Origin of the sequence: Microbacterium sp. CH12i, from assembly GCF_000685355.1 — a bacterium.
In the GTDB taxonomy this organism is placed as follows: domain Bacteria; phylum Actinomycetota; class Actinomycetes; order Actinomycetales; family Microbacteriaceae; genus Microbacterium.
On the sequence record NZ_JHET01000001.1, the window covers coordinates 16,707 to 33,647 of the forward strand.

Consider the following 16,941-nt stretch of genomic DNA (forward strand, 5'->3'; position numbering starts at 1 on the left):
GAGTGCTGGCGCTGCCCGCGGAGTTCGCGGCGGGGAGGCGCGCCCCGAACCGCACTCCTCCGAGCAGGCGACGGCGTTGGAGGCGAGGTCTCCGCCCGGTTCCTCCCCAACGTGACAGAACGCTCCTACAGCGGATTCGTGTCGTTTGGTGTTCTCAGTGAGCGCGACGGATCCGCGTCACAGCAGTCTCCCTCGGTCTTCTGGCTGAAGGCGCGGCGGCGCATGTTGAGGATCCCGATCAGCAGCACGACGAGCACGGCTGCGATAGACGCTCCGGCGACGACACCGATGTGCCCTTGGACCCAGTCCGACACCGAAGTGGCGACTGCGGCGACGACATCGGTGCGGCCGGAGGCGGGGGCGTCGCCGGTGGCTGCCGGGTACCAGTACCAGGCCAGGTAGGCCCCGGTCAGGACGAGGACCGCGGCGGTGATCTTGGGGCCGTAGCGTGCCAGTGCGGTGATGCGTCGCGAGAGCGCCGAGCCCGCCGCGGCGGCGGCCACGGCGACGACCAGTAGGACGGTGGCGGAGCCCGCGGCGTACACGGCGAAGACGAGGAGCATGCCGGCGAAGCTGGCTGTGGCCTGGGCCTGGGCGATGACCGCGAGAAGTACGCCGAACGTGCACGACAGTGACGCCGCCGCGTAGCCGACCCCGAAGACGACCATGCGTGCAGTGCCTGGCAGCCGTTCCGTGGCCCGGTCGGGGATGCTGGGCAGTCGGAGTGAGAACGAGCGGCCGGCGAGCATCGCCGCGCCGAGTAGCACGAGCACGACGCCCACGACGAGGCCGATCGCTGGAGCCGCCTGGATCAGGCCCCGAGCGCCGGCGCTCACCGCGACGCCTGCCAGTGCGAGCGTGCCGGCGAACCCGATCGTCAGGGCCAGGCCCGCCCGCAGTGCCCGCAGGAGGCGCACGGGTGCCGGGGAGGCGGCGGCGTCGCCCAGCGCATGGGTGATCCAAGCCGGGAGCAACGCGAAGCCGCAGGGGTTGACCGGGGCGATCATGCCGGCCGCGAAGGCGAGGGCGAGGAGTCCGCCCATGGCTCAGGCCCCGGCCTTCTCAAGCTCGGCGGTGATCGTCTCGGCGTCGGGATCGGTAGCGCGGAAGGTCACCCGACCGTCGGCGTCGACAACGATGAGAGTGGACAGTGCGGCGACCTCGAACCGTTGGGACAGGGCTGCGCCCTCGTCGATGGCCGCGGGGACGTGCTCGGCTTCGACGTACTCCATGAAGCCTTCGATGGTCTCCTTGGATTCGCCCGGATCCATGTCGACGGCGAGGAACCCGGCCTCGGTGCCGTTCTCCTCCGCACTGGTGGCGGCTTCGCCGAGGGAGCGGACGCCGCCGACGCATTCGCCGCAGCCGACGGAGAAGAAGAACACCGCGGTGGGCTTCCCTGCGGCGGGCAGGCTGACCTGCTGGCCGTCGATGCTGGTCACGGTCGCGGGTGAGCCGGGGTCTGCGGAGGAAGGCTGCGCGTCGGTGGTGGCGCAGGCGGTCAGGGTCAGCGCCCCTGCGAGCAGGACGCCTGCGAGGGAGAGCGTCGCGCGGCGGGTGAGGGAGGTCATCATCGGTTCTGGTCGTCCTCGGGTCGGTGCGGGGGGCGGATTCGGTGGGCGGGCAGCAGTCGTGGTCAGTGTGGTCGCTGCGGGTGCGGCGGAGGGCGACGACGAGCACGACGAGCGCCACGAGTGCGATGCCGGTGCCGATCACCCAGGGGTTGCCGAGGATCCCGCCCACGCCGGCCAGTACGCCGCCGGCGATGAGCATCGGCAGCGCGCAGCAGAGGGCCAGGAGCAGTACTGCTCCTGCCCCGAGGAGCAGGCCGCCACCGGGTCGGTGGTCACGTCTGGTGGTCATCGGTGTTCTCGTTTCCTCGGGGGTCGGTCGCGTCAGCAGCAGCGGTGGCAGTCGTCAGCCGCCGAGATCTCGGCCTGGGCCCGGTCGAGCAGGCGCGTGGTGAGTTCGATGCCGATCCGGTGGGCCTCGGCTACCGGCACTGTCTCAGCCCCGGGATGCTCGGCGAGCCAAGTGGCGGCGTCGTCATTGGAGGCGAAGTAGTGCACCTGGTTGCAGAAGGAGGAACGGATCGAGGTGATCTGCTCCGGGTTCACCAGCGAGACCACGGCGGTCGCGGGCTCGACGCCGGTGACGCCGGCGGCTGGATCGACGACGACGTGGATCGTCTTGCCGCTGACCGGGGAGACCGACTCCACGCGCGCTGGGCGATCGAGAAGGGCCGGGAAGATCAGGGTGTCCAGGGCGCACCAGGTGTAGAGCTCCTCTCCTGACACGGTGAACCGGTGCGGGGTGGGGCGCAACGTGAGTCCCTGGCCGACGACCCGGCCCTGCTCGTCATACTCGGTGTCCGGCGCTGCTGCCAGCCCGCGCCGCACCTGATCGGGGGTGCGGCCCGCGGCCACGGCGAGCTGCTCGATCGTGACGGGGTCGCCGTCGGCGAGCAGTCGCAGCAGCGGGACGAGCAGGCCGGGGTCGAGGCCGGTCTCCTCAGGTCGGTCGAACCGGTTCGGCAGTTGTGTGCTGAGGTCGGACATTGCGGGTTCCTCCAGTTTCTTAATGCGGGCGGTGTGCTGTCGCGGCGGTTCTCACGCGCAGCAGGAGAGCTTCGAGACGTCGGTGGTGAAGGACTTGGCCACGATTCGGATGCCCTCGGCCATGGTCAGGTAGGGGGCCCAGGCATCCGCGACTTCCGCAACGGTCTTGCCGAGGACGTGGACTCCGGCCGCGGCGAGCTCTCCGGCGTCCTTGGCGACGGCGGTGAGGCCGAGGATCTCCCCGGTGTCGGCGTCGACGACCATCTTGATGAACCCGCGGGTGTCCCGGTTCACCAGGCGCGAGGCACGTACTCCAGCGGCAGGACCCGGCAGTCGCAGCGGATCCCCGCGTCGAGGACCTGCTTTTCAGTCATGCCGACCGCACCGATCGCCGGGCCGGTGAACGTCACCCGCGGCAGCCGGGCGTAGTCCACCGACTTCTCGGCGTCCGCGAAGGCGTTCTCGGCGACCAGCGTGCCGTGGTGGGCGGCGACGTAGACGAACTCGGGGTGCCCGGTCACGTCGCCGGCGGCCCAGATCCGCGGGTTCGAGGACTGCAGCTGGTCGCTGACCAGGACCTGCCCGGCGTCGCCGGTCTTCACCCCCACCGCGCCGAGGTTCAGGGAGTCTGTCACGGGGCGGCGTCCGAGGGCGACCAGTACCTGGTCGGCGCGGAACTCCTGCGCTCCGCCGGACACGTCGGCGGTCACGACGACCTGCCCGTCGGCGCTGCGGGCGACGCGGGTCGGGACCGCGCGGCGCACCACACGGATGCCCTCGTCAGCGAAGACCTCGGCCAGGGCCTTGGACACCTCGGGCTCCTCCTTGGACGCCAGGCGAGAGCGCACCAGCAGGGTCACGTTCGACCCGAGCCGGGCGAACAACTGGGCCTGCTCCAGCGCCACGTAGCCGCCACCGAGCACCAGGAGAGACTCGGGGACGTCGGTCAGCTCCATCGCCGTCGTGGAGGTCAGGTAGCCCGCCTCCTCCAGCCCGTCGATCGGCGGGGCCCAGGGGCGGGAGCCGGTAGCGACCAGGTACTGGTCGGCCTCGATCGTCTCGGCGATGCCATCGTTCCCGGTGACCGCGAGGAGAGGCGTATCGGGGGTGCCGGCGAATGAGGCTTCGCCCTGCCGCACCTGCCAGCCGTAGAATTCGGCGACGTCGACGTACTTCTCGCCCCGCAAGCCCTCGACCAGGTCCTGCTTCCCGCCGATCAGCGCCGGCATATCCACCGGTGCCGCCGTCGTCGCGATGCCGGGGAACCGCCCCGAAGCGTCCGCCGCGACGTGACGCGCGTCCGCCGCGGCGATGAGCGCCTTCGACGGCACGCAGCCGGTGTTCACGCAGGTGCCGCCGAACGTGCCCCGCTCGATCATCACCACCGACTTGCCGAGCGTGGTTGCGCGGATGGCTGCGGCGAACGCGCCACCGCCCGATCCGATGATGGCGAGGTCGTACTTCGTAGGCATCGCTGCTCCTGTCAACACTTGGATTCCTGCTCCGTCTCAGCCATACTGGACCTTCCAGTACAGGGGAAGGTCAAGCGCGGCGCGCCGAGCAGAGGGAGACAGCGATGCGGATCGGAGAACTCGCCGAGCAGGCAGGCACCACGGCGAAGACGCTGAGGTTCTACGAGGACCAGGGACTACTGCCCCTGGCCGAACGGACACCGTCCGGGTACCGCGACTACGCGCCGGACGCCGCCGCACGGATCGACTTCATCCACCGCGGCCAGGCGGCGGGCCTCACCCTCGCGCAGATCCGTCAGATCGTGGAGATTCGCGACCACGGCCGCGCGCCGTGCGAGCACGTGCGCGACCTTCTCGACACCCGCCTGAGCGACATCGAACTGCAGATCGCGCAACTCTCCGCGCTGCGCGACACCATCGTCGATCTCCGAGACAACGCAGCGCACCCCGAACCGGACACCTGCAACCCGGATCAGATCTGCAGATACGTGTAAACACGGAAACAGGGTCGACCACCTCGGCCTGCGAGCGGGTGATCGAAGCGCCGAGGAGGCAAATCCGACCATGCTCCGACACGCCGCTCTCGGAGAAGCGATCGACGCATCTCAGACTCGCAATACCGCCAATCGCAACACCGCGAGTTACCAATAACGCTGTGCGTGGGGCTTGAGCTCGTGCCAGGGCGCCCGAGATCCAGACCGAGAGCCTTTGCTTCACGCGATGAAGCGACCACCATGCCGTCATTGTTGGACAACACCACGGTGGGCACTGATTCGAGGGATGGATCGAAGACTCGCTCGAAGCTCACGTAGGCGCTGTTGACGTCGATCAACGCGATCATTTGCGGAGCCGGTGGAAGCGGAAACTGACCGTCACCACGCCAAAGATCGTCAGTGTGGAGAGCTCATCGACTACAACGTCAGGCCAGTCTGCGTTCTCGGCGCGCAGCGCCCAGGTGCCACGCTGTCGCACTAGCCGTTTGATGGTGAACTCGCCATCGAGATAGGCGACTACGACATCACCGTCTTGGGGTCGTTTCGACTTGTCGACGAGCGCGACATCGCCGTCGTAGATCCCCGCGTCGATCATGGATGTACCGGCGATGCGTACCGCGAACGTTGCCGCTTCATCGTCGATGAGGATGCGCAGCAGATCCAGCGGTCCCTCATCGAAGTCTTGGGCGGGGCTAGGGAACCCGGCATGCACAGACTCGAACATTGCATGCAGTTGCAGTGTGGTGAGAGGTTCCGCGAGAGTGAAAACAGATACGACATTCATTCTCGTTACCGCCTCTCAGATTAGAACAAGAATCCATCGAGTCTAAGCGAGGGCGTGAGTTCAGCTACGGCTGGTGATGTCGATCCCGGTGCGTCGGCGGATGTCGGCGGTGAGGTTGGCCCAGCTGCGGTGATCGCTGGGCGTGTGCGGGAGCGTGATGGTCACACCGGGGTGATCGGGGTGAGTGCCTTTGCTGTGCGCTCTTCCGGTCGAGATCTCGAAACCGTGCGAGCGCAGCATCCGCTCACACTCGGAGAGGCTGCCGGGGACGGTACGGGAGGGGCCACCACCGGCGCGCCGGGCGCGGGGCTTGGGCTGCGCGATCTCGGCGACTCGGAACAACGCGACGACCATGCCGGGGTCGTCGCGAGGGACTATCACGCCGAGCGTGCCACGAACGAACAGTGTGCCGTTGTGCTGATGGGTGGACTCGGTCGAGTGCGGGTGGTCAAGAGTCGCGTCGACGTCGACTGGCGAGATCCTGAGCTCCTGCACCTGTGCTCCTGCCTTGCGCGAGAATCGCCGCCCGGCAGGGGTGACGTGTGGTGCCGGCTGCAGCCGATGGCCGATGCGAGAGGCAACCTGCTGCGGGGTAACGGAGCCGGGAGTCGAGCCGCCTGGTGCGGCACTCACCGATGTTTCTCCACACGCGTGGTGATCATGATTGGTTTCCTCGAGTAGTCGAACTATGGCTACTCATATAGGCCACGAATCGCTGTGTTCGCGGACAAGAGCGATGCCGATCTGTTGGCGTCAGGTGAAGAGCTTCGCTGCGACTGCCGCGAGGATCGCCGCGGCGACGAGGTAGGGGCCGAAGGGCAGGCGGGTGTCGCGGTCGTGGTGCCGGCGGCGTGCAAGGATCGCCGCGGCGTGCGGGATGGCGAGCAGGTAGCTGGCGAACAGTGCGTACACCGGCAGCATCCAGCTGAACCAGCCGGTGAGCAGCGCGATCGCGATCAGTAGTTTCACGTCGCCGGCGGCAAGGGTGCCGAACAGGGCGATGAGAAAGACGGCCGCGACGATGCTGATGGTGGTGACGATGGCTTGGATGAGCAGCTGCCAGGAGCCTGTGGTCATCGCGATCCCGGCCCAGTAGCCGAGGGTTGCGGCGGCAAGAGGGAAGGTGCCGCGGTTGGGGAGTCGGCGAGTGCGTGCGTCGATGACAGCCAGCGGGATCGCCGCGGCGGCGAAGAGGATGATCGCGCCCCACTCCCCTGCCTCGGCTCGCTGAAAGGCCGGGAGAAGCGCTGTGAGGGCCACTGAGAGCCCGAACGCGCCCACCAGTGCTGCCAGGCACAGCAACAGCAGCCGCGGACGCGCGGAGAGCCCCTGAGGGCGCTGCGCGGCCGCGGGCTGCTGTGTGGTCGTCATCGTTGCGGAGTAACCCAGACGATGTCCTCGCGAGCGATGAGGGCAGCGATCTCGTCGCGTCTGTGATCGGGGTGACATCGAGGTTGTGGTTGCGCCAGGCCTGAGCCTGGTCAGGTGACTGCGTGTGCAGCTGGGAAGCTTCCTCACGCCAGGTGAGTGAGCCCCGAACGGTAGGTGCGGTGAGCGTGGTCATGGTGATCTCTCTCGTCAGCTGGCGATCGCGTGACGATGGCGCAGCTGCGTGATGAGTTCCTCGGTCTCCTGCTCCGGCTCGGCGTAGTCGGGGTCGATCTGAGTCAGCGCGTGGGACAGCTGCGTGACCAGGCGCTCAACGCCGTTGATGTCGCCCGCCATGTGCTCGGCGCGCAGTGCGTCTCGCCAGAAGACCTCGTTGATGGGATCGACCATGCGGCCGATCGCTGCTGCCATCCGGGCGTTGCGGGTGTTTCCGTCGCGCAGAGCTCGGGTGGCGAGCTCGTGGGCGGCATCACCGATCTCAGCGATCATGTCCTGTCGGAGCTTTTCGGACCAGACGTAGTACTTCTCTTTGACACCCGAGATCGGCTGCCCCTTGACGAGGCTGAGAGCGCGGACCAGGTTCTCGGTGGATGCGGTGGTGGCGTTAGTGCCCACGAGGGCACGCCAGTCGTCCCAGTCGCTCGTGAACGACTCGGTGAGGCTGTAGACGCCACCAGTTGCCGGTACCAGGTAGTTGTGTCCTGCGGCATCCTTTCCGAGCCAGCGTCGCGCTGCGGTGGTGAGGCGGTTGCGCGAGCCCGTGCCGACTGCAGGATCGTTGCCCGGCCAGAGCGCCTCGTGCACCTGCTCGGTGCGAGCGTCCGGGTGAGTAGCGATGAATGCGATGAGCTCGATCGCGCGCAGCTGCTGCGAGTTCCACTGCTGCAGATTCTTGGGTGCCTCTCCCTGCGGGTTGAGAACGGCCACGGGGCCGAGTATCTGCAGGCGTGGCGTCCGGGCGTCGAACAGCGGGGTGATCGAGGCCAGGTGTGTATCGTCCTCGGCGTCGGGTGTGATCTGGTCATCGAGGGTGATGGAGATCTGCACGGGGGCGTCGGGTGTGGGTACCTGGTCGACGAGGCTCGGGTTCCCGTCGACCAGGTGTTCAGTGGGAAGCTCCTCATCGGCTGCAGCCGGTGCGGTCGGGGTTGCATCCGCGGCCGGGGCAGGTTCCGGTGTGGGAGTTTCGTGCTCGAGCGAAGCGAAGATCTCGTCGAGGCTGACTTCCGCGGATGCTGCAGAATGCTCGATCGCTGGTTCCTCGTTCGCGACGGTGAACAGCGCGAGGATGCGGTTGTACTCTTCCTGCGTCACGACCTGGGGCGTGAGGGCGAGGCTTGCACCGTCCGTGTCGGGGATCTCGAGCTCAGCGGTGTTGCGGTCGGTCACTCGGAAGTTCCAGCTGCCGGTCAGGTGGCCGGCAGCGATCGCGGCGATGCCGACGCGCGGAACACGGGTGACGAGCTCGGCGAGCTCTGCCCGTGTCTCTTCGTCGGGCAGCTGGCCGAGCACGATGATCTCTGGCGTCCAGGACTCCGCGAGGGGGCCGGCTGTGCGGGCCTGCTCGAGGCTTGCAATGCCCGCCTGCTTGAGGGTCGCGGTAACTTCCTCCGCCTGTGCGCGCAGGTTGTGCAGCAGTGTGTCGATGGTGTCGACGTGACGGACCCGGCCTGAGCCGATCGCCTCGGGCAGACCGGAGGCGACGCCCACAAGCGTGACCTGCAGGTTCTCAGCCCAGGCGCTGGTGGCAAGCTCGAGCGCGAGTGCCGTGAGCGTTGCCTTCTCGAGTTCCGGGGTGCCGTCGATGTTGAGCGCTCCGAGCCGCTCGAGGTCAACGAGAAGGTGAGCGTCCGTCTCGTCGTGGCCCAGGGTGACCAGCGCAGGGTACGGCGCCGAGGGGATGCGCTCGAGCGGGGTGAGATCGTCGAAGCCGATCGACCATGCCATTTCGTCATCGGTGTTCTGGCGGAAGGGAGCCGGCAGCTGGGCAGGCTCGTCGAGGAAGACCGAGATCTCAGTCTCGGACAGCCGCAGCGCGTACAACGCTGGGAGCGTTGCCCCGGTGTCCTGTGCCCACAGCGCGAGCATCCGCAGCGCGTGGTCGACGGCTTCCATGCCCTGGGGGTTCTCGACAGCGCGAAGCTCGAGCTCGACGGTGTTGATGTCGTCGCTCGGCAGAGCGATGCGCGTTCCAGGTTTGCGGTTGCGGCGCTGCTGGATGCGGCGCAGGCCGAGGAAGCCCAGCAGGCCAGCGGCGAGCACTCCCCCGATACCCAGCGTCCGCCAGTCGGTGACGATGTCGACCCAATCGCCGCCGGCCGCGGCGTCAGCGTCATCGTCGACGTCGGCGGCTGTGACGTCCTGAGCCGCCGCGGGAGCTTCCTCAGCGGGCATCTCTTCGCCGCCAGTGACAAATCCGAGCCCGGTTGTCGCATCGCCTTCGGAAGCGACAACCTCGTCGACGGTCGCGCCAGTGTCCGTAGCTGTTGCCTTGTCGGCATCCACGCCGGAAGCGCCGGGTGCGTTCTCGGCCTCATCGGGCGTGACGAGAGTGTCAGCGGCAGGAGGTGCTGAGACGGGCTCCTGGACGACGGGTGCGGCTTCGGCAGCGCCAGCCTCGGCCGGGATCACCACGGTCCAGCCGGGGAGGATCAGGTTCGGGTCAGACAGGTGCTGACCATCGGCCTGCGTGATCAGGCTGGATGCGTCGTAGATCTCGGTGTAGCGCTCTCCCGCCCCCAACTCGTCTTCGGCGATGTCCCAGAGAGTGTCACCCGCGACGATGGTGCGCTCCTCGTCAGCTTGTGCAGCTGCAGGTGTAGCGTCGGTGGCTGCCGCTGCAGGGAGGGTGAGGATCATGCCCGGGTCGATGCCGCTGCGCTGGCCAACGGTGTACCCGCCAGGCTGAGGGGTATCGCGGTTGAGCTCGATGATCTCTTCGTACCGATTGCCGTCGCCGAGGTACTGCTGCGCGATCGCCCAGAGGGAGTCCCCGGACTGGACGGTGTACGTCTGCGCGGTGCGCTCAGTGCTGGCCGTAGCGGCCGCGACGTCGGGGGTCTCGGTTGCCCGCGTGGTCTCGGTGTGGGTGAGGACGCTCGCTGCCACGGTGGAGGGCGCCGTATCGGCGGTGGTGGGCGTTGCAGCCATCGCCGCGGCTGGGGCGAAGATCGCGAGGATCGCAGCGATGAGGACGCCGGCTGCTTTCTGCTGCAGACCGAAGCCGGGCAGACTCACCCGCTTGGCTCGGCCTCCGCCGGCGGCGATGCGCAGCTGATTCGGGATCTCCGCGATGTAGCCGATCGCGAAAGTCCCCCATGCGATCCAGGCGATGATCGGGATGACCGTGCCGACAAGGAACTCTCCGCCGTAGTCGGGCATCGTCAGAGCGGCGACGAGGCGATCCCACGACGGGATCGGGTTGCCAGCTAGGAAGATCAGCGCGGCCGGCAAACCAACCAGGAGCGCTGCAGAGAGAATGAGCGCTCCGAGCCCTTCGGATACTCGCTTCATGATGATCTCCTCGTTTTCCGGCGTCAATGTCCGCGCGATGCGGTCTCTACGTCATATAGGCCGCAGATTCCGGTGTTCGCGGACATGTGGCTTTCACCCGCCGTTGTTGCCGTCACTGCCGGATGTTCCGGTGTTGACGGTCTGCAGTTCGTTGACCTCGAGATTTGCCGTGCTCGAGGACGTGAGATTGACGGTGCCGCTTGCACCACTCAGGGCAGTCCACGTCACAACCCACTGGCTCGTCGCGGTGACGGTGTACCTGTCCCCCGCCTGTGACTGGCTGGTGCTCTGGTATCGGTAACCGCAGGTCGGTGAGTCAGTGACGCCGTAGCCCGACGTGTAGGCCGTGCCGAGACCTCCGCAGACCTTGGATCCGCCGTCGCCGGTCGACCAGCGAACGGACGTCACCTTGGCTGTGGCCGTAATTGTCTGCCCACCGAGAGTTGCGGTCTCTGAGTATGGGCCCCAGGTCAGCGGCTGTGGGTTGTTGACCCAGAACCAGACCGGGATCCCGACGTAGGAGCGGCGGTGTCCCCATGCGGGGTTTACCTCGGGCGCCATGCCGATATCGATCCCGCGGAGTTGGAACGTCTCGATGAGTTTCATCGCTGCCATGCCTGGGGTATAGACCTTCAATCCCGGTGGGACTGTGTTGGACCAGAAGTAGCTGACGACACCAGCGCCGAACATCATTGGCTGGATGCACATGTAGTAGCCGGCATCCTGCTTGTAGCTCGGTGGGCGCTGCGGCCAGACGCCGTCAACCATATGCACGTAGCACTGGCGGTTGTTCGACCAATAGCCCGCCTGGCTGCTGCAGGCGATGGTCGCATAGAACGTCACACCGTTCCCGCCTGTCCAGGCACGGAGATCCTCGGGCTCGTATCCGAGGCTGTCAGCCAGATCAGCAGTGATCTCGACCCAGCAGGACGGCGCTCCGGGCGTCCACCCATTTGAGTCAGGGTTCGGGCGCGGGTCTGTCGGACGCGAGCTGAGCGTCATGTAGCAGTCGCCGTTCGCGTTGCACCAGAGTCCACCGTCGGCGGATGCGGGCGCTGCAGCGACCAGTGTGCCTGCGATGAGGGCGATAGCGGCGACGAGTGCGGCGAGGGTGCGTCTCAGCATGTCTCTCCTGGGAACTCGATCAAATTCGAGACCAGCCACATCTTCCGATCTGCGTCATAGGTGACCTGGAACTCGACCTTGTTCCTGTCAAATTCAGGTCGGTACGACGGTGTGCCGTCAGCGGCGGTTATCTGGTAACCCGAGATGTCAAGGCAACCAGGGAGCAGCACTAGGCCGTTGGCGATGCCGTTGAACTCCTGGCCGTAGGCGGTCTCCTGGTCGAAGACGATGATGCCTTCACTCTTAGCCTGGCCCTCAACATTCTTGCCGGCTTCGTTAGCAAGTGGCCCCTTGGCAATACGCTCTGCGTTTCCCCTATATGTCTCGAGTCCCTTGCCCATCGCCAGGTCGTCGTAGCGCTCAGCGCCGGCGCCGCCGGCTGCATTGATCTCGCTCTGAGCCTGCAGAAGGCGGGTGATGGTGTCTTCGGCTCGGCTGATCGCTTCGGCCTCGTCTGCAGGCGGGTCGAAAGTGGCGGCCGTGGGCTTGGGCGTTGCGCTCTCGGTGGGTGCTGTTGTTGGGCTGGTCGTTTCGGCAGGGGCGCAGGCGGTCAGCGTCAGTGCTGCGGCGACGATGCGACGAGTGCGATTCGCTTGATGCTCATGTGGAGGCTCCTATTGCGTGATGATCTCAGCGGTGGCGCTTGCTTCGGCCGGGAGGCGTGTGACGCCGACGATGGAAATGAACTTGGTGTCGTATGAGGTTTTCACAGTGACGCGGATCTCGTTACCTGTGACCGTGACCGCTCCGGTCATGCCGGAAGTCTCGATGTAGTCGATCGCTGCGATCCGTGCCCGGTGGTTGTCGAGGCTGATGCCGCCGTTGGCGATGACTTCTGAGGCGACGGCGTTGGCTGCTGCACGGCTGGCCCCGGAGGCGATCGCTTGGGCGTTCTCGTTCGCTTGGATCTTGCCGGCGCCGTCGACGACGAGGCCGATGACGAGGACGAGGACGGGGACGAAGACGACGAACATAGGGGTGATTGATCCGTGCTCGTCGTTGTGGAGCTTGTGGATGATGCGGCGGATGGTGTTCATGGTCAGCCTCGTTCCCGGTAGGCGTCGACGGGTGACGTGGCGGTGGAGCTCATGGTGCGGTTGCCAGGGATGCCAGGGAGGGAGATGTCAGAGAGGTTCACGTTGCAGTGAACACTGGTGGTGACTTCACCGGTGGTTCCGAGCGGGGTGTTGAGTCCGCTGATGTCGATGTCGACGGTGAGGGTGAGGCATGCGATGCCGGCGTGGTTCATCGCGCGCTGCGCAGCCTGCTTAGCGGCTGTGGTGGCCGTGCCGGCGTCGCGGGACAGGGATGCTGCGCGGGCGGCGGCGAATGATGCGCTCTGCGTGGCGTTGTCAGCGAGGGCTGTGCGGCCGGCAGCGACGAGGACGAGGATGAGCATCGCGATGACAGGCGCGATGATGACGATCTCGGCGGCGTTGGATCCACGCTCATCAGAGAAGAGCCGGCGTCGGATTCGGTTGATCATGGCACCCACCGTTCGATGGGGCCGGTGACGGTCTTGGTGACGGTCGTGTTCACGCCGGGCAGCAGTCCGGGCGTGGTGGCTGTGACACTGGCTGTGACTTCGGTGCCGTTGCGAGTGACCGTCACAGTGACGTCGGTGAGCATCCCACCGGTCTGCTCGGCGGTGGTGCTGCCGGCGTTGACGCCGTCAGCTGTAGTCGCCCCGTACAGACGTGCGGACTCGTAAGCGTTGACGGCTGCAGCCTGGACAAGGTTGGTGCCGTGATACCAGAGGCCACCCTGGACGAGGCCGAGGATGAGCAGCAGCAGTACGGGGAGAACGATTGCGGTTTCGGCTGTCTCGAAGCCGTGCTCGTCCCTCATCACTCGCCGGAACGAGTGATGGAGACGAGCGCGGATCGAAGACATGGCCATGAGGTCAGTTACTGGGAAGCAGCGCGATCTGACCGTTGACGAATGCCGTGATGCCGGCGATCGCTGCAGCCGCGAGAATGACAGCGCCGACCGTGAGGAAGATCTTCTCCGCGGTCTCGAGACCATCTTCGGGCGTTTCCTTGAGGTCGCGGTAGCGAGCCTTGGTGGACTCGATGGCTACGGTGAGGCGTTCTGCGATGGTCATGTTGTTCTCGCTTCCTTGGTGGTGGGTTGTGCGGTTTTTCGGTGTGAGTTAACTACGTGCGGAGGAGGGTAGCGAAGCCCTGTGACGGACTATGCCGCTGTCGCTAGACGGAGAGGAGGTTGAGCATGAGCGGGGTGATGATGATCCCGACGTAGACGAACAATGTCGTGGCCAGAGGCATCTGCATCCGTTCGCTCGCGCTATTTGCCTTCTCGTGCTCCTCAGCGAGGAGCTTGTGCCGGAGGGTTTTTCCCCTCGATCTGAGTGTCTCATATATCGAGGCTCCTTCCTCCCCTGATAGGCGGACAATCTTGGCAACGTCGGCGAGATCTGGCACGTCGATCTCTTGTGAGAGGGCGTGCAGCGCGTCCCAGGGGGCGACGCCTGCGTAGCGTGCGCGGGTGAGTTCCTGCCGGATGCGGAGGAATACCCAGCTGCGACCGACTGCTGCGGCTGTCTCGAGCGCTCGGGCTGCGGTGGCGCCGCGTTTGCGTTCAGCTGCGACCATTTCGAGGTAGACGGCGACAGCACGGGTGAACTCGCTACGGGCATCGTCCGCCTTCTTGCGGATGTCCTGGTCGACGCTCACCCATAGCCAGAACGCGATTGGCAGCCCGAGCAGACCGGGGATGTAGAACGGCATGAACCCGATCGCCTGAGCGAAGAGTCCGAGCACGAGCGGGGAGAGCAGCCCGATAAGGGAGAGGAGGGTCTTGTCGTAGTAGTACTTGTCGACGGACATTCCGATTAGTCGGAGATCCGTGGTGGGCACTTTGAGCCAGGAGCGGTTGGGCAGGTGCTCTGACATCCATGATCCGACGCGATGCTGCATGCTGTCATCGCCCGGTGCGTGGACGGTGATGGTTGTTTCGTGGAGCCGGTCGAGGGTTGCAGACAGGTGTGCCTGACGTGGGATGAGTGCGCTGACGATCGTGGCGACGCCGAGGCCGAGGATCAGACCGGGCACGAGTGCGAACAGGTTCATGATGCGGTGGCCTCTTCCTTTGTCTCGGGTGCGACGAGCAGCCGTGGTGCGGGCTTGCCGATGCTGATCGAGCGCATCCAGACCAGCAGCAGGCCGAACAGGACAACCCAGATCGCCAGGAACACCTGGCCGATTGGCGTCGCATACGCGGCTGTGTACGTGCCGAGGAACGGCAGAGCGGCGAGCACGACGAGAGTGGCGATCGCGACGATGCGGACCTGGGTGCGGGGCTTGGCGCGGTCAGTCTCGATCTGCCGGCGCACCTTGACCTCCTCGAAGATGATCTCGGCGAGGTCGTCGAGCGCTTCGGCGAGACCGGCACCGCGCGCCTGTTCCTTGAGCAGCAGGTGCATGACGATCAGATCTGCGGTCGGGTCATCGAGATCACGTGCGTACGCCTCGAGCGCGTCACGGGTGGGCCAACGGGCGTTGAGTCGTGCGACGAGGGAACCGACCTGAGTCTTGATCGCTTCGGGTGCTGACTGCAGTGACGCGGTCAGCGTCTGCTCGAGGCCGGCACCGGCGATGGTCAACCCGGACAGGCTGCGGGTCCACGTCTCGAGCGCCTCAAGGCGTGCGATCTTCTCCGGGGCGTCCCCCTTGCTGAGGAACAGGGGCAGTGTGGCGCCGGCGACTGTGGCGATGGGCAGCATGATCAGCCAGCCTGAGTATGCGAACAGGAGTGCGCCGGCCCCGAGACCGATCAGAGCCCACACCTGCTGTTGGCGGCTGAACATCGCTGCGGTGCGCTTGGCGCGGATTGGTTTCGCGATCGTGGGGTCTGGTGCCTGCGAGGCCAGACCGAGCACGATGAGGATGCCGCCGGCGGCAGCGACGAGGATTGCGATGAGGAGTCCGGCGTTGTTCATGACGCTGCCTCTCCCGTGTAGGGGCTGAGCTCGCGCTCCTTGAAGCCGACCTCGGCGAGTTTGTCGAGCAGTTCGCGGGACGGCAGCTGGCCGAGCTCAAGGGTCTGTGTGCCCTTGTCGAACACGAAGAGCTTGCTGATAGTGGGGCGGGCCACTCCGTAGCTGTCCTCGCCTGGCTGGATCTCGGAGATCGACGTGATCACGCGGCGAGACCGGCCGGTCTCGTGGTCGTGGATCTTCGCCATTTGGATGATCAGGTCGATGTTCTGCGCGATCTGGCGGTAGCAGTACGCCGGTGTCGCGTTCGATCCGTCCTTCATCATTAGGGTCACCATGCGTTCAATTGCGTCCTCGGGGCTCTGCGAGTGCAGGGTGCTCATCGAGCCGACTCCGGATTGCATCGCCTGCAGCATCGCGTTGATTTCCGAGCCGCGAACCTCACCGACGATCAGCCGATCGGTGGTGTGGCGCAGGGAGTCCTCGAGCCCACGGATCAAGGGGAACTCTCCTGCCCTCTCCCCCGATACACCCGGCTCGCCCTCACCGGGGCGGTACTCGAATGCGATGACCAGTGGATGCTTCTCGGCGTTCTTGTGGAGGTAGAGCTCTCGCTCCATCTCGATCGTTGCCAGCTTCTCCGAGGGTGGGATGCAATCAGCGAGTGCGCGCAGCAGTGTGGTCTTCCCACTGGACTGGAACCCGTTGGTGACGAGGCTGAGTCCGGCGCGCACGGCTGCATCGAGGAAGGACGCGGCGACGGTCGTGAGGGTGTGTGTGGCGACCAGGTCGTCGAGGGAGATATCGACGTGACGGTGGATGCGGATAGTGATTGAGGGGCGGTCAGCGATCGGGCGGGCCAGTGCTGCCAGTCGTGCCCCGCCTGGCAAGTCCAGGTGCAGTGATGGACGTGAGGCGTTGAACGAGCGTGCGCCTTCGCCGCGGCGTGTGGCGATGAAGTTGATCTCCCGCTCGAGCTCGTCGTCGTTCAGCGAGACGGGGTGCGGGTACTTGCGCCGTTCGCCACCGGAGAGCGTGAGCCACACGTTGTCGTAGCCGACGATGTCGATGTTCTCTACGCCGTCAATATCGACGATCGGCTGCAGGCGCCCGAGGCGGAACATCGCATCGAAGACGGCCTGTGCGATGTCTTTCTGCAGGTCGGCGCTCCACGGTTCCTCGCCGCGGCGGGTGAGGTCGTCGACCCGTGCGCGCAGGAGCTCTCCGGTGTGCTGGCGGGCGAGGTTCTCGCGCGCAGTGTCGGTAAGTGTGGGATCGGCCTGACCGGCGTCGGCGAGGATCACCGAGACCGCGTCGCGGAATTCGGCCACGACCTCCCAGGGGATGCGGCCCTGATCTTCGACAGTGTCTGCAGCGCTGCGGCGAGTGGTCGCAGTGGGACGTGCGTCGGCGAGCTCGTGCAGCAGCGTCGGCACGGGGCCGGCAACAGCGTGTGCGTCGAGAGTGAGTCCACTGGCGCTGTGCGCGTCGGGCCGCTCCTCCGTGGTCGGCTGCGTTGCGGGCAACTTCGGGCGACTTGCCCGGAGCAGGTTGGCTGCTGCTGCGCTGGCCGGCTGGGGCTGTGAACGATCGAACAGGGGCAGCGAGGAGAGATCTGCCGGGTCGGGGGTTTGGTTGCTGGTAGTCATGG

19 protein-coding genes and 1 pseudogene are annotated in these 16,941 nt (G+C 66.2%); 2 read left to right on the forward strand and 18 right to left on the reverse strand.

Annotated features, from left to right (window positions below; genetic code table 11):
• Positions 1 to 125 precede the first annotated feature (125 nt).
• The 4 genes and pseudogenes from DC31_RS00110 to merA form a co-directional block, all read right to left on the reverse strand.
• On the reverse strand, positions 126 to 1,043 hold the full coding sequence (locus DC31_RS00110; RefSeq protein WP_036275654.1) for a cytochrome c biogenesis CcdA family protein: 918 nt from the start codon (positions 1,041 to 1,043) through the stop codon (positions 126 to 128).
• Between the two features lie 3 nt (positions 1,044 to 1,046).
• On the reverse strand, positions 1,047 to 1,574 hold the full coding sequence (locus DC31_RS00115; protein WP_051606254.1) for a TlpA family protein disulfide reductase: 528 nt from the start codon (positions 1,572 to 1,574) through the stop codon (positions 1,047 to 1,049).
• Between the two features lie 321 nt (positions 1,575 to 1,895).
• Entirely contained in the window at positions 1,896 to 2,558 is a 663-nt protein-coding gene (gene merB / locus DC31_RS00120; RefSeq protein ID WP_036275655.1) for an organomercurial lyase MerB, read from the reverse strand.
• A 51-nt stretch (positions 2,559 to 2,609) separates the two neighbouring features.
• Positions 2,610 to 4,030: pseudogene (merA, locus tag DC31_RS00125) on the reverse strand (mercury(II) reductase).
• Between the two features lie 104 nt (positions 4,031 to 4,134).
• Between merA and DC31_RS00130 the strand changes: the two are divergent.
• Positions 4,135 to 4,524: a heavy metal-responsive transcriptional regulator gene (locus DC31_RS00130; protein ID WP_036275658.1), complete on the forward strand. Its 390-nt coding sequence runs from the start codon at positions 4,135 to 4,137 to the stop codon at positions 4,522 to 4,524.
• On the opposite strand, the gene DC31_RS18880 is transcribed toward DC31_RS00130, so the two are convergent.
• From DC31_RS18880 to DC31_RS00160, 7 genes are all read right to left on the reverse strand, one after another.
• The gene (locus tag DC31_RS18880; RefSeq protein ID WP_081813639.1) at positions 4,503 to 4,871 is read right to left on the reverse strand and encodes a Y-family DNA polymerase; all 369 of its coding nucleotides are present in this window, start codon (positions 4,869 to 4,871) and stop codon (positions 4,503 to 4,505) included. The genes DC31_RS00130 and DC31_RS18880 overlap by 22 nt on opposite strands.
• Positions 4,868 to 5,308 carry a LexA family protein gene (locus DC31_RS00135; RefSeq protein ID WP_036275665.1) on the reverse strand — a complete coding sequence of 147 codons (441 nt, stop codon included), beginning with the start codon at positions 5,306 to 5,308 and terminating at the stop codon, positions 4,868 to 4,870. The genes DC31_RS18880 and DC31_RS00135 overlap by 4 nt, the downstream gene beginning before the upstream one ends.
• A 60-nt stretch (positions 5,309 to 5,368) precedes the next feature.
• Positions 5,369 to 5,941: a hypothetical protein gene (locus DC31_RS16670; protein ID WP_051606255.1), complete on the reverse strand. Its 573-nt coding sequence runs from the start codon at positions 5,939 to 5,941 to the stop codon at positions 5,369 to 5,371.
• 120 nt (positions 5,942 to 6,061) lie between these two features.
• Positions 6,062 to 6,679 carry a prepilin peptidase gene (locus DC31_RS00145; protein WP_036275667.1) on the reverse strand — a complete coding sequence of 206 codons (618 nt, stop codon included), beginning with the start codon at positions 6,677 to 6,679 and terminating at the stop codon, positions 6,062 to 6,064.
• 207 nt (positions 6,680 to 6,886) lie between these two features.
• A complete protein-coding gene (locus DC31_RS00150; protein ID WP_036275669.1) occupies positions 6,887 to 10,210 on the reverse strand; it encodes a LysM peptidoglycan-binding domain-containing protein in 3,324 nt (1,107 codons plus the stop codon).
• A gap of 93 nt (positions 10,211 to 10,303) precedes the next feature.
• Positions 10,304 to 11,335 (reverse strand): hypothetical protein, encoded by a 1,032-nt coding sequence (locus DC31_RS18885; protein ID WP_235201240.1) that lies wholly within the window; start codon positions 11,333 to 11,335, stop codon positions 10,304 to 10,306.
• Positions 11,329 to 11,676, reverse strand: a complete 348-nt coding sequence (locus DC31_RS00160) for a hypothetical protein (RefSeq protein WP_036275671.1) — start codon at positions 11,674 to 11,676, stop codon at positions 11,329 to 11,331. Before DC31_RS00160 ends, DC31_RS18885 begins: the two co-directional genes overlap by 7 nt.
• A gap of 76 nt (positions 11,677 to 11,752) precedes the next feature.
• Between DC31_RS00160 and DC31_RS00165 the strand changes: the two genes are divergently transcribed.
• Positions 11,753 to 11,932, forward strand: a complete 180-nt coding sequence (locus DC31_RS00165; RefSeq protein ID WP_036275676.1) for a hypothetical protein — start codon at positions 11,753 to 11,755, stop codon at positions 11,930 to 11,932.
• 17 nt (positions 11,933 to 11,949) lie between these two features.
• Here DC31_RS00165 and DC31_RS00170 read toward each other — a convergent pair whose 3' ends face one another.
• The 7 genes from DC31_RS00170 to DC31_RS00200 all read right to left on the reverse strand — a co-directional run bounded on the left by DC31_RS00170 (position 11,950) and on the right by DC31_RS00200 (position 16,939).
• Positions 11,950 to 12,372 (reverse strand): pilus assembly protein TadG-related protein, encoded by a 423-nt coding sequence (locus tag DC31_RS00170; RefSeq protein ID WP_051606256.1) that lies wholly within the window; start codon positions 12,370 to 12,372, stop codon positions 11,950 to 11,952.
• 2 nt (positions 12,373 to 12,374) lie between these two features.
• Positions 12,375 to 12,821 carry a hypothetical protein gene (locus DC31_RS00175; protein ID WP_036276181.1) on the reverse strand — a complete coding sequence of 149 codons (447 nt, stop codon included), beginning with the start codon at positions 12,819 to 12,821 and terminating at the stop codon, positions 12,375 to 12,377.
• Complete coding sequence (locus tag DC31_RS00180; RefSeq protein WP_160173182.1) at positions 12,818 to 13,234, reverse strand: TadE/TadG family type IV pilus assembly protein; 417 nt, start codon at positions 13,232 to 13,234, stop codon at positions 12,818 to 12,820. Before DC31_RS00180 ends, DC31_RS00175 begins: the two co-directional genes overlap by 4 nt.
• Before the next feature lie 4 nt (positions 13,235 to 13,238).
• Positions 13,239 to 13,439, reverse strand: coding sequence for a hypothetical protein (locus DC31_RS18310; RefSeq protein ID WP_036275683.1), 201 nt, complete (start codon positions 13,437 to 13,439; stop codon positions 13,239 to 13,241).
• Between the two features lie 103 nt (positions 13,440 to 13,542).
• A complete protein-coding gene (locus DC31_RS00190; protein WP_036275684.1) occupies positions 13,543 to 14,424 on the reverse strand; it encodes a type II secretion system F family protein in 882 nt (293 codons plus the stop codon).
• Positions 14,421 to 15,293: a type II secretion system F family protein gene (locus DC31_RS00195; protein ID WP_036275685.1), complete on the reverse strand. Its 873-nt coding sequence runs from the start codon at positions 15,291 to 15,293 to the stop codon at positions 14,421 to 14,423. The genes DC31_RS00190 and DC31_RS00195 overlap by 4 nt, the downstream gene beginning before the upstream one ends.
• Positions 15,290 to 16,939: a CpaF family protein gene (locus DC31_RS00200; protein ID WP_051606258.1), complete on the reverse strand. Its 1,650-nt coding sequence runs from the start codon at positions 16,937 to 16,939 to the stop codon at positions 15,290 to 15,292. Before DC31_RS00200 ends, DC31_RS00195 begins: the two co-directional genes overlap by 4 nt.
• Positions 16,940 to 16,941: the final 2 nt, after the last annotated feature.

What these genes read in the sequence shown, in the direction of transcription:
- DC31_RS00170 (WP_051606256.1), bottom strand. Translation starts at nt 12,372, where the DNA reads ATGAACACCATCCGCCGCATCATCCACAAGCTCCACAACGACGAGCAC.
- DC31_RS00200 (WP_051606258.1), bottom strand. Translation starts at nt 16,939, where the DNA reads ATGACTACCAGCAACCAAACCCCCGACCCGGCAGATCTCTCCTCGCTG.
- DC31_RS18885 (WP_235201240.1), bottom strand. Translation starts at nt 11,335, where the DNA reads ATGCTGAGACGCACCCTCGCCGCACTCGTCGCCGCTATCGCCCTCATC.
- DC31_RS00195 (WP_036275685.1), bottom strand. Translation starts at nt 15,293, where the DNA reads ATGAACAACGCCGGACTCCTCATCGCAATCCTCGTCGCTGCCGCCGGC.
- DC31_RS00110 (WP_036275654.1), bottom strand. Translation starts at nt 1,043, where the DNA reads ATGGGCGGACTCCTCGCCCTCGCCTTCGCGGCCGGCATGATCGCCCCG.
- DC31_RS00165 (WP_036275676.1), top strand. Translation starts at nt 11,753, where the DNA reads ATGGTGTCTTCGGCTCGGCTGATCGCTTCGGCCTCGTCTGCAGGCGGG.
- DC31_RS00150 (WP_036275669.1), bottom strand. Translation starts at nt 10,210, where the DNA reads ATGAAGCGAGTATCCGAAGGGCTCGGAGCGCTCATTCTCTCTGCAGCG.
- DC31_RS18310 (WP_036275683.1), bottom strand. Translation starts at nt 13,439, where the DNA reads ATGACCATCGCAGAACGCCTCACCGTAGCCATCGAGTCCACCAAGGCT.
- DC31_RS00130 (WP_036275658.1), top strand. Translation starts at nt 4,135, where the DNA reads ATGCGGATCGGAGAACTCGCCGAGCAGGCAGGCACCACGGCGAAGACG.
- DC31_RS00135 (WP_036275665.1), bottom strand. Translation starts at nt 5,308, where the DNA reads ATGAATGTCGTATCTGTTTTCACTCTCGCGGAACCTCTCACCACACTG.
- DC31_RS00115 (WP_051606254.1), bottom strand. Translation starts at nt 1,574, where the DNA reads ATGATGACCTCCCTCACCCGCCGCGCGACGCTCTCCCTCGCAGGCGTC.
- DC31_RS18880 (WP_081813639.1), bottom strand. Translation starts at nt 4,871, where the DNA reads ATGATCGCGTTGATCGACGTCAACAGCGCCTACGTGAGCTTCGAGCGA.
- DC31_RS00190 (WP_036275684.1), bottom strand. Translation starts at nt 14,424, where the DNA reads ATGAACCTGTTCGCACTCGTGCCCGGTCTGATCCTCGGCCTCGGCGTC.
- DC31_RS00160 (WP_036275671.1), bottom strand. Translation starts at nt 11,676, where the DNA reads ATGGGCAAGGGACTCGAGACATATAGGGGAAACGCAGAGCGTATTGCC.
- DC31_RS00180 (WP_160173182.1), bottom strand. Translation starts at nt 13,234, where the DNA reads ATGGCCATGTCTTCGATCCGCGCTCGTCTCCATCACTCGTTCCGGCGA.
- DC31_RS00145 (WP_036275667.1), bottom strand. Translation starts at nt 6,679, where the DNA reads ATGACGACCACACAGCAGCCCGCGGCCGCGCAGCGCCCTCAGGGGCTC.
- merB (WP_036275655.1), bottom strand. Translation starts at nt 2,558, where the DNA reads ATGTCCGACCTCAGCACACAACTGCCGAACCGGTTCGACCGACCTGAG.
- DC31_RS00175 (WP_036276181.1), bottom strand. Translation starts at nt 12,821, where the DNA reads ATGATCAACCGAATCCGACGCCGGCTCTTCTCTGATGAGCGTGGATCC.